Origin of the sequence: Rhodoferax sp. OV413, from assembly GCF_945881795.1 — a bacterium.
Classification (GTDB): domain Bacteria; phylum Pseudomonadota; class Gammaproteobacteria; order Burkholderiales; family Burkholderiaceae_C; genus Allorhodoferax.
Map to the genome: position 1 here is coordinate 1 of NZ_CAMCVG010000062.1, position 13,308 is coordinate 13,308.

Annotated in this window: 12 protein-coding genes and 1 CRISPR repeat array; of the genes, 11 read left to right on the top strand and 1 reads right to left on the bottom strand. The window is 63.7% G+C overall.

Annotated features, from left to right (window positions below; genetic code table 11):
* Positions 1–107: 107 nt before the first annotated feature.
* The 9 genes from slmA to Q0O05_RS08720 all read left to right on the top strand — a co-directional run bounded on the left by slmA (position 108) and on the right by Q0O05_RS08720 (position 9,888).
* A complete protein-coding gene (gene slmA, locus Q0O05_RS08680; protein WP_293662173.1) occupies positions 108–782 on the top strand; it encodes a nucleoid occlusion factor SlmA in 675 nt (224 codons plus the stop codon).
* A gap of 182 nt (positions 783–964) precedes the next feature.
* Positions 965–1,624 carry a TetR/AcrR family transcriptional regulator gene (locus tag Q0O05_RS08685; RefSeq protein ID WP_293662175.1) on the top strand — a complete coding sequence of 220 codons (660 nt, stop codon included), beginning with the start codon at positions 965–967 and terminating at the stop codon, positions 1,622–1,624.
* Between the two features lie 26 nt (positions 1,625–1,650).
* Entirely contained in the window at positions 1,651–3,447 is a 1,797-nt protein-coding gene (locus Q0O05_RS08690) for an acyl-CoA dehydrogenase C-terminal domain-containing protein (protein ID WP_293662158.1), read from the top strand.
* 124 nt (positions 3,448–3,571) lie between these two features.
* Positions 3,572–3,988 (top strand): DUF2147 domain-containing protein, encoded by a 417-nt coding sequence (locus Q0O05_RS08695; protein ID WP_293662176.1) that lies wholly within the window; start codon positions 3,572–3,574, stop codon positions 3,986–3,988.
* A 24-nt stretch (positions 3,989–4,012) separates the two neighbouring features.
* The gene (locus Q0O05_RS08700) at positions 4,013–6,433 is read left to right on the top strand and encodes a 3-hydroxyacyl-CoA dehydrogenase/enoyl-CoA hydratase family protein (protein WP_293662160.1); all 2,421 of its coding nucleotides are present in this window, start codon (positions 4,013–4,015) and stop codon (positions 6,431–6,433) included.
* A 9-nt stretch (positions 6,434–6,442) separates the two neighbouring features.
* Positions 6,443–7,636, top strand: a complete 1,194-nt coding sequence (locus Q0O05_RS08705; RefSeq protein WP_293662162.1) for an acetyl-CoA C-acyltransferase — start codon at positions 6,443–6,445, stop codon at positions 7,634–7,636.
* A gap of 79 nt (positions 7,637–7,715) precedes the next feature.
* Positions 7,716–8,522 carry a thioesterase family protein gene (locus Q0O05_RS08710; RefSeq protein WP_293662164.1) on the top strand — a complete coding sequence of 269 codons (807 nt, stop codon included), beginning with the start codon at positions 7,716–7,718 and terminating at the stop codon, positions 8,520–8,522.
* A gap of 34 nt (positions 8,523–8,556) precedes the next feature.
* Positions 8,557–9,321, top strand: coding sequence for an enoyl-CoA hydratase (locus Q0O05_RS08715; protein ID WP_293662166.1), 765 nt, complete (start codon positions 8,557–8,559; stop codon positions 9,319–9,321).
* A 57-nt stretch (positions 9,322–9,378) separates the two neighbouring features.
* Complete coding sequence (locus Q0O05_RS08720) at positions 9,379–9,888, top strand: thioesterase family protein (RefSeq protein WP_293662167.1); 510 nt, start codon at positions 9,379–9,381, stop codon at positions 9,886–9,888.
* Between the two features lie 79 nt (positions 9,889–9,967).
* Here Q0O05_RS08720 and Q0O05_RS08725 read toward each other — a convergent pair whose 3' ends face one another.
* Entirely contained in the window at positions 9,968–10,384 is a 417-nt protein-coding gene (locus Q0O05_RS08725; RefSeq protein WP_293662169.1) for an acyl-CoA thioesterase, read from the bottom strand.
* 40 nt (positions 10,385–10,424) lie between these two features.
* Here Q0O05_RS08725 and Q0O05_RS08730 point away from each other — a divergent pair, with 40 nt between their 5' ends.
* Positions 10,425–12,320: an ABC transporter ATP-binding protein/permease gene (locus Q0O05_RS08730; RefSeq protein WP_293662170.1), complete on the top strand. Its 1,896-nt coding sequence runs from the start codon at positions 10,425–10,427 to the stop codon at positions 12,318–12,320.
* Positions 12,321–12,323: 3 nt separating this feature from the next.
* Positions 12,324–12,932: a hypothetical protein gene (locus Q0O05_RS08735; protein WP_293662171.1), complete on the top strand. Its 609-nt coding sequence runs from the start codon at positions 12,324–12,326 to the stop codon at positions 12,930–12,932.
* A 14-nt stretch (positions 12,933–12,946) separates the two neighbouring features.
* Positions 12,947–13,307: direct repeats of the CRISPR family, unit length 31 nt; unit sequence GTTCCGGCCAGAGCGCATATCCCAATCGTCT.
* Position 13,308: the final 1 nt, after the last annotated feature.

Genomic DNA, 13,308 nt, shown 5'->3' on the forward strand with positions numbered 1-13,308 from the left:
GAGTTGGACCCGCACCATGCGAGAATTTGAGTGGCCGCTAACTTCGCTGCCCTTTTAACCACTTAGAGCCGCCCATGCCTGATACCCCGGCATCACCCGATGAGCTGATGGACCCCCATGCTGCCGCACCGACCGGCGCGACTTCCGACGCAGCCTCCGACGCGCCCGCCCGCAAGCGGCCCAGGCCCGGCGAGCGGCGGGTGCAGATACTGCAAACCCTGGCCGCCATGCTCGAGCAGCCCGGCGGTGAACGCATCACCACTGCAGCCCTGGCCGCGCGGCTCGAGGTGAGCGAGGCCGCGCTTTATCGCCATTTCGCCAGCAAGGCGCAGATGTTTGAGGGCCTGATTGATTTCATCGAGCAAACTGTGTTCAGCCTGATCAACCAGATCATCGAGAAAGAAGCCGCAGAACCCGGCCCCGCCACCGGAGTCCGGCAGGCCCGGCGCATTGCCGGCATGCTGGTGCAGTTTGCGGAGAAAAACCGGGGTATGGCCCGCGTGATGGTGGGCGATGCGCTGGTGCTGGAAAACGAGCGCCTACAGCAGCGCATGAATGCACTGTTTGACAAGGTGGAGGCCACCATCAAACAGTGCCTGCGCGACGCCGCCTTGCTGTCTCCGCCCGGAACGCGGGGCCCCGACCCGCAGGTTCAGGCCGCTACCGTCGTTGCCCTGGTGGCGGGGCGCCTGCAGCGTTTTGCCCGCTCGGGCTTCAAACGCCTGCCGTCAGAACACCTGGACGCGGGCCTCGGCCTCATCCTCGACTGGAAAGCGGCCTAGGACAAACCCTCGGTTTTCGAAAAATACCCCCCTTCAGGCTGCGGGGTACTTCACAGCGGCGTCGGAAATGCAGCAAAATAGCACGGTCGTACTATTTTTGCCGTATGTTGATTCCCTCTTCCTCCCAAGACGCCGATATCGCAAGCCCCCCCGCGGCGGACGCACCGGCTGCGGCCCCGGACATGGCCTCCGATTCCAGTGGTGACTCCAGTGTTGGTGCCGATATCGCGCCGGCGCGGCGCGCCTTGCCAAAGGGCCGGCAGACCAAGGCCTCCATCGTCGAAGCCGCGCTGGGCGTTGCCACCCGCGTCGGGCTGGAGGGCCTGAGCATTGGCGGTCTGGCCGAACTGATGCACATGAGCAAGTCCGGCGTGTTTGCCCATTTCGGCTCGCGCGAGGACCTGCAGATCGCTGTCATCCGGGAGTACTTCCAACGGTTTGAACAAGAAGTCTTTCATCCCGCGATGTACGCCGGGCGCGGGCTGCCGCGCGTCGAGGCCCTGTTTGCCAACTGGATGAAGCGGGTGGCGGTCGAAATTCAGTCTGGCTGCATCTTCATCAGCGGTGCGGTGGAGTTTGACGACCGGACCGGCCCGGTGCGGGACGCGCTCGCCTTCTCGGTTCAGACGTGGCTGCATGCGTTACACCGCGCCATCGTGCTGGCTCAGGAATGCGGCCATCTGCGCGCCGATGCCGACGCCCACCAGGTGGCCTTCGAGATTCACGGCCTCATCCTTGCCCTGCATTACGAGGCCCGCTTCCTGCAAAACCCGGGCTCCATCAGCCGCGCCGAGCGCGGTTTCTCTGGAATTCTCGCCCGCTACGCCGCCCCCGCTTCTTAAATAACCACCCCTCTGAGGAACCGCCCATGCCTACCTACACCCCCCCGCTGCGCGACATGCAGTTTGTGATGCACGAAGTGCTTCATGTGGTTGATGACTTGCAACAAATTCCGAAACACACGGACATCGATGTAGACACCATCAACGCGGTGCTCGAAGAGGGCGGCAAGTTCGCCGCCGAGGTCGCCTTCCCGCTCAACATCAGCGGCGACACCGAGGGCTGCAGCATCGACCAGACCACCCATGCGGTCACCACGCCCAGGGGCTTCAAGGAAGCCTACCGCCAGTACATCGACGCCGGCTGGGCCGCGCTGGCCTGCGCGCCCGAGTTCGGCGGGCAGGGCCTGCCGTATGTGGTCAACAGCATGTTTTATGAAATGCTCAACAGCGCCAATCAGGCCTGGACCATGTACCCCGGCCTGACCCATGGCGCCTACGCCGCCCTGGAAACCCACGGCACGCCTGAGCAAAAGGCCACCTACCTGCCCAAGATGACCAGCGGCGAGTGGACCGGCTCCATGTGCCTGACCGAGCCCCACTGCGGCACCGATCTGGGCCTGATGCGCACCAAAGCCGAGCCGCAGGCTGACGGCACCTACAAAATCACCGGCAATAAAATCTTCATCAGCGCCGGCGAGCACGACATGACCGACAACATCGTGCACCTCGTGCTGGCCCGCCTGCCCGATGCGCCTCCAGGAATCAAAGGCATCAGCCTCTTTATCGTGCCGAAGTTCCATGTGAACGCCGACGGGTCGCTGGGCGCGCGCAACGGCATTTACTGCGGCGGCCTCGAGCACAAGATGGGAATTCACGGCAACGCCACCTGCCAGATGGTGCTCGATGGTGCGGTGGGCACCATGGTCGGCCAGCCCAACAAGGGCATGCAAGGCATGTTTGTGATGATGAATGCGGCGCGTCTGGGCGTGGGCAACCAGTCGCTGGGGCTGACCGAGGTCGCCTTTCAGAACGCGCTGGCCTATGCCAAAGACCGCATCCAGATGCGCAGCCTCTCCGGCACCAAGGCCAAAGACAAGCCGGCCGACCCCATCATCGTGCACCCCGACGTGCGCAAGATGCTGATGACCGCCCGCGCCTATGCCGATGGCGGCCGCGCCCTGCAGGTGTATTGCTCCATGCTGCTCGAGAAAGAGCACCACCACCCCGACGCCAAGGTGCGCGCCGACGCCGGCGAAATGCTGGCCCTGCTCACGCCGATCGCCAAGGCCTTTTTGACCGACAACGGCCACATCGCCACCAACGCCTGCCTGCAGGTGTTTGGCGGACACGGCTTCATCAAAGAATGGGGTATGGAGCAATTTGCGCGCGACAACCGCATCAACATGATCTACGAGGGCACCAACACCATCCAGTCGCTGGACCTGCTGGGCCGCAAGGTGCTGGGCAACAACGGCGAGACGCTCAAAAAGTTCGGCAAGCTCATCGCCCGCCTGGTGGAGGAAGAGGGCGTGAATGAAAAGATGGCCGAATTCATCACCCCGATTGCGGTGCTGGGCGAGCAGATGACCAAGTTCACCACCGAGGTCGGCTTCAAGGGCTTCCAGAACCCCGACGAGGTGGGCGCAGCCGCGGTGGACTACCTGCGCGTGGCCGGTCACATGGTGTTTGGCTACTTCTTTGCCCGCATGGCACAGGTCGCCCTGCGCGAGCAAGCAGCCGGCAACACCGATCCCTTCTACACCGCCAAGCTGCAAACCGCGCGCTTCTACTTTGCCAAGCTATTCCCCGAGACAGCCACCCTGATGCGCACCGCCCGCGCCGGATCCAAAGCGGTGATGGACACCAACGCCGCATTGGCCTGACACCCATTTGATACAGGAGAAACCCATGTTGCTCGCTACCTCTCAGCCGGCTTTTGCTCAACCCTCCCGCGCCGCGCCGCGCATCGCAGGCCGCCCGGCAGCCGGCCTGGTAGCCGGCTTTGTCATGGCCCTGATGGCCGGCGCCGCCTCCGCCCAGATGAGCCCCGAGGGCGTCTGGCACAGCATTGACGACGCCACCGGCAAACCTAAGGCCGAAATCAAAATCAGCCAAGGCCCCGCGGGCGAACTCTCCGGCGTGGTGGTGCGGGGGCTGGACCCCGCCGTGAGCGCAGAGCCCAACTGCGTGAAGTGCACCGACGACCGCAAAGACAAGCCCAAGATAGGCATGGAAATCATCCGCGGCGGCAAAAAAGCCGAAGGACGCGATGTGTGGGACGGCGGCCGCATCCTCGACCCCGAAAACGGCAAAGACTACAGCCTGCGCCTCACACCGATTGACGGCGGCAAAAAGCTCGAAGTGCGCGGCTACATCGGCTCCCCCTTGCTGGGCCGCACCCAGACCTGGATCCGCTCCCATTAACCACTCCCCAACCTGAACTCCAATATGTACCGATTAAACGTTCGCAAAGTTGCCGTGCTGGGCGCCGGCGTGATGGGTGCGCAAATCGCCGCGCACCTGGTCAACGTCAAAGTCCCGGTGGTGCTGTTTGACCTGCCGGCCCGCGAGGGACCTAAAAACGGCATCGTCACCAAGGCCATCGACAACCTCAAAAAGCTCAAGCCGGCCCCGCTGGGCGTGCCCGAAGATGCCACGCTCATCGGGCAGGCCAATTACGAAGAGCACCTGGAGCAGCTGCGCGATTGCGACCTCATCATCGAGGCCATCGCCGAGCGCATGGACTGGAAGCTCGACCTCTACAAAAAGATTGCCCCCTTTGTGGCGCCGCACGCCATCGTTGCCTCCAACACCTCGGGCCTGTCCATTACCAAGCTCTCAGAAGCATTGCCCGAAGAAATCAAGCCGCGTTTTTGCGGCATCCACTTCTTCAACCCGCCGCGCTACATGGCGCTGGTGGAGCTGATCAACACGCCCACCACCGAAGCTGCGCACCTCGACGCCTTGGAAGGCTTTGTGACCAGCACCCTGGGCAAAGGCGTGGTGCGTGCCAAAGATTCGCCCAACTTCATTGCCAACCGGGTCGGTATTGCCGGCATGCTGGCCACCATGAAGGAGGTGCAGAACTTCGGCCTCACCTACGACGTGGTGGACGACCTCACCGGCAAGAAACTGGGTCGCGCCTCCAGCGGCACCTTCCGCACTGCCGATGTGGTGGGCCTGGAAACCATGGCCCATGTGATCAAGACCCTTCAAGACACCCTGTCGCTGGAGTCCGACCCGTTCTACGGCAGCTTTGCCACGCCGGATGTGCTCAAGACATTGCTCGAGATGGGACATCTGGGCCAAAAAACCCGCGCCGGCTTCTTCAAAAAAGTGGGCTCGGACGTGCTGCGCTTTGACGCAGAGAGCCGCGAATACGTGAGCGGCGGCGAGAAAGCCGATGAGGTCTACGCCCGCATTCTCAAAAAGCCCGCCGCCGAGCGGCTCAAGCTGCTGCGCAATGCCGAGGGCAAGCAGGGCCAGTTTTTGTGGGCGATATTGCGCAACAGCTTCCATTACGCTGCCATCCACCTGGCCTCGATTGCCGACAATGCCCGCGACCTGGACTTCTGCATGCGCTGGGGCTTTGGCATGAAGCAAGGCCCGTTCGAGCTCTGGCAGGAAGCCGGCTGGCTGGAAGTTGCGCACATGGTGCAGGAAGACATCGCCGCGGGCAAGGCGCTGTGCAGCGCGCCGCTGCCTGACTGGGTGTTCAAGGGCCCGGTGGCCGATGCTGGCGGCGTGCACACACCCGCTGGCTCCTGGAATCCCACCAGCGGAACCTTTGTGCCGGTACGCGAGTTGCCGGTCTATGCCCGCCAGCATTTCCCCGAGAGCGTTCTGGGCGCGCAAACCCCCAAGGCCGAGACGGCGGGCACCACCGTGTTTGAAGACGACTCCATCCGCCTCTGGACGCTGGATGACGCCGCTTCAGCTGCGGCAGCCCCGGTGCTGATTGCCAGCATCAAGACCAAGATGCATGTGATTGGCGGCGGCGTGATCGAAGGCCTGCTGCAGGCGCAGTCGCTGGCGGAGCAGTCGTATGCGGGGCTGGTCATCTGGTCGCCCGATGAGATGTTCTCGGCCGGCGCCGACCTGCAGGGCATGATGCCCAGCTTCATGGTCGGCGGCGTGCGCGCCATCGAGGCCGCCGAGGCCGAGCTGCAGAACACCATGCTCAAAATGCGCTATTCCAACGTGCCGGTGATTTCCGCCATTCGCGGGCTGGCGCTGGGCGGTGGCTGCGAGTTGGCGGTGTATTCCAGTAAGCGGGTGGCGGCGATGGAGAGCTACATCGGGCTGGTCGAAGTGGGCGTGGGCCAGGTGCCCGGGGCCGGCGGCCTGACCTATATCGCCCGTCGAGCGGCAGAAAACATGGCCCTCTCGACCTCCAAGGACCTGATGCCTTTCCTTTCAGAAGGGTTTACCGCGGCCGCCATGGCCAAGGTCGGCACCAGCGCGCTGGAATGCCGAAAGCTCGGCTACCTGCTGGAGGGCGATGTGGTGGTGGCCCACAAGGACGAGCTGCTGTTTGTGGCCGTCAACGAGGCCCGCGCCATGGCCGCTCAAGGCTACCGCGCGCCGCACCGGCGCAGTTTCCCGGTGGCCGGGCGCAGCGGCATTGCCACCATCCGGGCCCAGCTGGTCAATATGCGCGACGGCGGCTTCATCAGCGCGCATGACTTCCACATCGGCCTGCTGATTGCCGAGGTGGTGTGCGGCGGGCAGCTTGACGCCGGCACCCTGGTGACCGAGGAATACCTAATGGCTCTGGAACGCAAGGCGTTTTGCAGCCTGCTCACCCATCCGAAAACGCAGGAGCGCATCATGGGAATGATGTCCACCGGCAAACCCGTGCGCAACTAAGGAACTGCTATGAAACAAGTTCAAGACGCTTACATCGTGGCCGCCACGCGTACGCCCATCGGGCGCTCGGGCCGCGGCTTTTTTCGCAACACGCGCCCCGACGAGCTGCTGGTGGCTGCACTGCAAAGCGCGATGCGCCAGGTGCCAACGCTGGACCCCAAGGCCATCGAGGACGCCATCATCGGCTGCTCCTTCCCCGAGGGCGAGCAGGGCATGAACATGGCCCGCATGGCGGTAGGTCTGGCGTTTGACCATCCGGTGGGCGGTGTCACCGTCAACCGCTTTTGCGCGTCCGGCATCACCGCCATCCAGATGGCGGCAGACCGCATTCGGGTGGGAGAGGCCGACGTGCTGATTGCCGGCGGCGCCGAGTCGATGAGCATGGTGCCCATGGGCGGCGGCAAACCGTCTTTCAACCCCGCCGTCTTTGCCCGCGATGAAAACATCGGCATTGCCTACGGCATGGGCCTGACGGCAGAGAAGGTTGCCCAGCAATGGAAGGTCAGCCGCGAGGCGCAGGACGCCTTTGCCCTGGAGTCGCACCAGCGGGCGGTGCGGGCCCAGCAGGCCGGCGAATTTGCCGGCGAAATCACCCCCATCGAGGTGGTGGAGCGCACGCCGGATCTGGCGACCGGCGAGGTGCAGGTTCGCACCCATACCGTGAGCCTGGACGAAGGCCCCCGCCCCGACACCACGCTGGAGGCGCTGGCCAAGCTGCGGCCGGTGTTTGCGGCGCGCGGCAGCGTGACGGCGGGCAACAGCTCGCAAACCAGCGACGGCGCGGGCGCCCTGATTCTGGCCAGCGAAAAGGCAGTCAAGCAGTTCGGCCTGACCCCCTTGGCCCGTTTTGTGAGCTTTGCAGCCCGTGGCGTGCCACCCGAAATCATGGGTATCGGCCCCATTGAAGCCATTCCTGCCGCCCTGCGCTATGCCGGCCTGCAGCACTCCGACATCGACTGGTTTGAGCTGAACGAGGCCTTTGCCGCGCAGTCGCTGGCCGTCATCAACACCCTGGGCCTGGACCCGGCCAAGGTCAACCCCATGGGCGGCGCCATTGCGCTGGGCCACCCGTTGGGCGCGACCGGCGCCATCCGCGCGGCCACCGTGGTGCACGCGCTGCACCGCCACAACCTGAAGTACGGCATGGTCACCATGTGCGTCGGCACCGGGCAGGGCGCTGCCGGCATCTTTGAACGTGTGTAACGCGTTTGCAGCCAAGGCCACCTCCGGGTGGCCTTTTGCATGGGAAGGGTTGCTCCGCAGCCAACTGGAGACCGCTTGAATGAGTACCCACGTTTTTGACGAAGCCATCGCCCTGCAGGCACAACCGGATGGCAGTTGGACAGGCCACACCCACCCGGCCTACGCCAATATGGTGGGCCCTTTCGGTGGCATCACCACAGCGCAGGCCCTGAACGGGGTGCTGCAGCACCCGGAACGTTTGGGCGACCCTGTGTCGCTGACGGTGAACTTTTGCGCTGCGCTGGCCGATGGCCCCTTCACCGTCATGGCGCGCGCGGCGCGCACCAACCGGTCGACTCAGCACTGGACCATCGAGATCCAACAGGGAGATGCGATTGTCATGACCGGCACAGCGGTGACCGCCGTGCGTCGCGAAACCTGGGGCGTGGACGAAGAACCCATGCCCCTGTGCCCGCCACCTACCGAAGTGTCACCCCCTCAAATCATGGCGCCCATGGAGTTTGTGAAGCGTTATGAGCAGCTCCCGGTTACCGGCCTACTGCCTGCAGTGTGGGACGGTAGCGGCCACAGCAGCCTCAGCCAAATCTGGGTGCGGGACAAGCCGCCACGCCCCTTGGACTTTGCGTCGCTGGCCTGCATGTCGGACATCTTCTTTCCCCGCGTATTCATCCGCCGGGCTACGCATGTGCCGGTGGGCACTGTGTCATTGACGGTGTACTTCCATGCCAGCACCGAGCAGCTCGCCCAGACCGGCACCGGATACCTGTTGGGGCAAGCGCAGGCGCAGGCCTTTCGCAATGGCTTTTTTGACCAGAGCAGCCAGCTCTGGAACGAAGCCGGCGTGCTGCTGGTGACTACGCACCAGATCGTCTATTACAAACAGTGATCCAATCAAACATCAATTTTTTGAGCGAGTGACCATGCAAGACATCCTGATCCACACCGACGCCGGCGTGACCACCATCACCCTGAACCGCGTTGCCAAGAAAAATTCGTTTACCTCGGCGATGTACGCCGCCTGCGCCGATGCACTGGACGCCGCGCGCGACGATGCCACTGTGCGCGTGGTGCTGTTTCAGGGCGATGCCACCGTGTTCAGCGCGGGCAACGACATTGGCGACTTTTTGGGCGCTCCACCCAAGACACAAGAGGCGCCAGTGTTCCGCTTCTTGCGGGCGCTGGCGGCCTTTCCCAAGCCCATCGTTGCGGCCGTGTGCGGCCCGGCCGTGGGCATAGGCACCACGATGCTGTTTCATTGCGACTTGGTCTATGCGGGTGACAACGCAGCTTTCTCCATGCCTTTCGTCAACCTCGGCCTGTGCCCCGAAGCGGGGTCCAGCCTGCTGGTGCCGCAGATGATGGGCTACCACCGCGCCGCCGAAGCCCTGCTGCTGGGCGACCCATTCATGGCCGAGGCGGCGCTGGAGGTGGGGCTGGTTAACCGCGTGGTGCCGCCCACCGAGGCCAACGCGGTGGCCCAGTCCCAAGCCGGCAAGCTGGCCGCCAAGCCGATGGCGTCTTTGCTGGAAACCAAGCGCCTGCTCAAAAAAGGCCATCTGCCCGAGGTGTTGGCGCGCATTGACGAAGAAGCGGCCAGCTTCGGCCGCATGCTGGGCGCCCCTGCGGCCCAAGAGGCCTTCACCGCCTTCATGGAAAAGAGAAAGCCCGACTTCAGCAAGCTGTAATGCGCTGACGCGTCGCGCAGGAGTCGGCTCCCCGGCGCGCGTCAGGGACAATGGCGCATGTCGACAAATCACCCATCCGCTAAAGTGTCCGCCGAGTCCGCCGAGCCCATCGTTTTCGAGCCGGAATTCATCGACGCGCTGACCCGCATCTTCGAGGACAGCATCGTCTTCAACCGGGTGCTGGGTCTCAAAATCACCGCCATCACGCCGGACCGGGCGGTGGCGCGGATTGATATGCGGCCAGAGCTGGTGGGCCACTACGCTTACAACCGCATCCATGGCGGCGTGATCAGCGCAGGGCTGGACGCCATGGGCGGGCTGGCAGTCATGGCGGCGATTGGCGCGCGCCATATGGATGAGCCGCCGCCGCAGCGCCTGCAGCGCTTCGCCAAGCTGGGCACCATCGATATGCGGGTGGACTACCTGCGCCCGGGCATCGGAACGCACTTTGAGCTACGCGCTGAGGTGTTGCGCCTGGGCTCCCGCGTGGCCTCGACCCGCATGGAGTTTCTCGGGCCCGACAGCAAACTCATGTCCACCGGGGCAGCTTCTTACATCGTTTCTTGAGGTTTTCGCCCGTGCTGCTTGCGTGAGTAGCTATCAAAAGAATAGCGTTCCGGAGTTTATGCCGGATTTATTCGGGCGCTTACTCCGGCGTTTTGGGGATGGGCCGAGGCCGGCCTTCTTCGTCAATCGCAACGTAGGTGAGGGACGCTTCGGTCACTTTGTGGTAGTGCCCCTGCGTCAGGTAGCGCTCGGCGAACACTTCCACTTTCACCGTGATGGATGTGCGCCCGATGCGGGTGACTTTGCTGAAAAAGCTCAAAATATCGCCCACCCGCACCGGCTGCTTGAAGATGAATTCATTCACCGCCACCGTGGCCATGCGGCCCTGGGTGTAGCGCGCCGGCAGCACCGATCCCGCCATATCCACCTGCGCCATCACCCAGCCGCCAAAAATATCGCCATTGGCGTTGCAGTCGCCGGGCATGGGAATCACCTTGAGCACCAGCGTTTGATCGGTTGGCAATTCCACTTCGGGGCGCTCGGGGGGAGTAGACATGGGCACAATCCTCTGCTGATACTTTTCCGATTGTCCCCCAATGCGCCAACACGGTTCTACAGCGGCTGAGCCTGCCGCTGCCGCTACGACTTCCCCCGCGACCGCAGCCACGCCCCCCGCCTCCGACTGGAGCACGCTGCAGCGGCTTTTTCCCTACCTCTGGGTCTACAAGTGGCGGGTGATGGCGGCGCTGGCCTTCATGGTGGGGGCCAAGGTGGCCAACGTGGGCGTGCCGGTGCTGCTGAAAAATCTGGTGGACGCCATGACCATCAAGCCCGGCGACCCCGGCGCCCTGCTGGTGGTGCCGCTGGCGCTATTGGTGGGCTATGGCGCGCTGCGGCTGTGTACCTCGCTCTTTACCGAGCTGCGCGAGCTGGTGTTTGCCAAGGCCACCGAGGGCGCGGCCCGCAGCATTAGCCTGCAGGTCTTCCGCCACCTGCACGCCATGAGCCTGCGCTTTCACCTCGAGCGGCAGACCGGTGGCATGACGCGCGACATCGAGCGCGGCACCCGCGGTGTGCATTCGCTCATCAGCTACTCGCTCTACAGCATCATCCCCACCATCATCGAGGTGGTGCTGGTGCTCACGCTGCTGGCGGTGCAGTTCGATGTGTGGTTTGCCTGGATCACCATCGTGGCCCTGGTGGTGTACATCGCCTTCACCATCACCGTGACCGAGTGGCGCACCCAGTTCCGCAAGAAGATGAACGAGATGGACAGCACCGCCCACAGCCGCGCCATCGACTCGCTCCTGAACTACGAAACCGTCAAGTACTTCAACAACGAAGAGTTCGAGGCCCGCCGCTACGACGAAAACCTGGAGCGGTACCGCCGCGCCGCCGTCAAGAGCCAGACCACGCTGACCGCGCTCAATACCGGCCAACAACTCATCATCGCGGTGGCGCTGGTGACCATGCTCTGGCGCGCCACCCAAGGCGTGGTCGAAGGCCGCATGACGCTGGGCGACCTGGTGATGGTCAACGCCTTCATGATCCAGCTCTACATCCCGCTGAACTTTCTGGGCGTGATTTATCGCGAGATCAAGCAGAGCCTGACCGACCTCGAAAAAATGTTCGGCCTCCTCGAGCGGGAGCGCGAAGTGGCCGACGCTCCCGGCGCGCAAGACCTGCAACTCGCCCCCGACGGGCGCGACGCCCATGTGCGGTTTGAAGGCGTGACCTTCAGCTACGAACCCGCCGGTAGCGCAGCCGCCGCCGGCACCACCGCGCGCACCATCCTGCACGACATCAGCTTCGAGATTCCGGCCGGCAAAACCGTGGCGGTGGTCGGGCCCAGCGGCTCGGGCAAATCGACGCTGGCGCGGCTGCTGTTCCGTTTTTACGATGTGGGCCAAGGGTTTGACGCCGGCGGCAACAGCGGCCGCATCACCATCGGCGGGCAAGACATTCGCGCCGTCACCCAAAGCAGCCTGCGCCAGGCCATCGGCATCGTCCCGCAGGATACGGTGCTGTTTAACGACACGGTGGAATACAACATCGCCTACGGCCGACCGGGCGCCAGCCGAGAAGAGGTCGAATCTGCGGCCAAGGCCGCGCACATTCACGCCTTTATTGCCGCCGCGCCGCGCGGCTACGACACCATGGTCGGCGAGCGGGGCTTAAAGCTCAGCGGCGGCGAAAAGCAGCGCGTGGCCATCGCCCGCACCCTGCTCAAGAACCCGCCGGTGATGATCTTTGATGAGGCCACCAGCGCCCTGGACAGCGCCAACGAGCGCGCCATTCAGGCCGAGCTGCAGGGCGTATCGCGCAACAAGACCACGCTGGTGATTGCGCACCGCCTCTCTACCGTGGTGGACGCGCACGAGATACTGGTGATGGACGCCGGGCGCATCATCGAGCGCGGCACCCATGCGCAGCTGCTGGCAGCGCAGGGGCGTTATGCCTCGATGTGGGCCCTTCAACAAAGCGGGGAATAGGTCATGCTGATTTGGTTTTTTATTCTGGCCGGGGCGGCCTTCTGGTGGTTCAAAAAGGTCGATCAGCATCAACGTATTGCCCTGCTGGGCGCGGCGCTTGCGCGCTTCGATATTGAAAAACTCATGGAAAGCCTGACCGACGGCTACCTGCGGGCATTAGGCGAAGAGGGCGCCGAGCGCCAGGCCCAGGTCTGGAGCTATCTGGCGGTGCAGGAGCAGACCCTGAGCGAGCAGTTTTCTGCCTTCTCCGCCGAGTTTGCAGCGCAAAGCGCCGACCAGACCCGTGTGAGCACCCTGCCGATTGCCCTGCCGTTTGCCGCCCGCTGGTGGCCGCGCGGAACATTCGATGCACGCGAGGCCTTCGCCCTGCACGCGCGCGGCATCGCCGGCGTCATCGAGAACCGCGCCGGCCTGGACCCGAAGGCGAAGGCCTTCACGCTTTCTGCCGAGCTGTTTTTTATGCAACACAGCTGCCACTGGTTTTGCCGCTCCCGGGCGGTGGCCTCGGCGCGGCTGATAGCGCGCCACAAAACCTCGTACGCGCAGGTGCTCAAAAGCGTCTCGGGCCAGACCCGCGAGGCGTATGTCCGGCTGGTGGGGCGCAAGGGGTGAGGTGTTTGAGGTGGTCTCCGGCCAGAGCGCATATCCCAATCGTCTAGACCCAGTCGCTCTGGCAGGCTGTAGCGGTTTTTGTTCCGGCCAGAGCGCATATCCCAATCGTCTAGACTCTACCCATGCCAGAACAGATTTTCTGAAGTGTTCCGGCCAGAGCGCATATCCCAATCGTCTAGACTAGCACCTAAGCCGCGCCAGTGGCCGCGAGAGTTCCGGCCAGAGCGCATATCCCAATCGTCTAGACTGCCGAAGTTGATGAACAAAACGGCTGGACAGTTCCGGCCAGAGCGCATATCCCAATCGTCTAGACTAAGAACGCCGCAAATAACCAAAGGTTTTGCGTTCCGGCCAGAGCGCATATCCCAATCGTCTA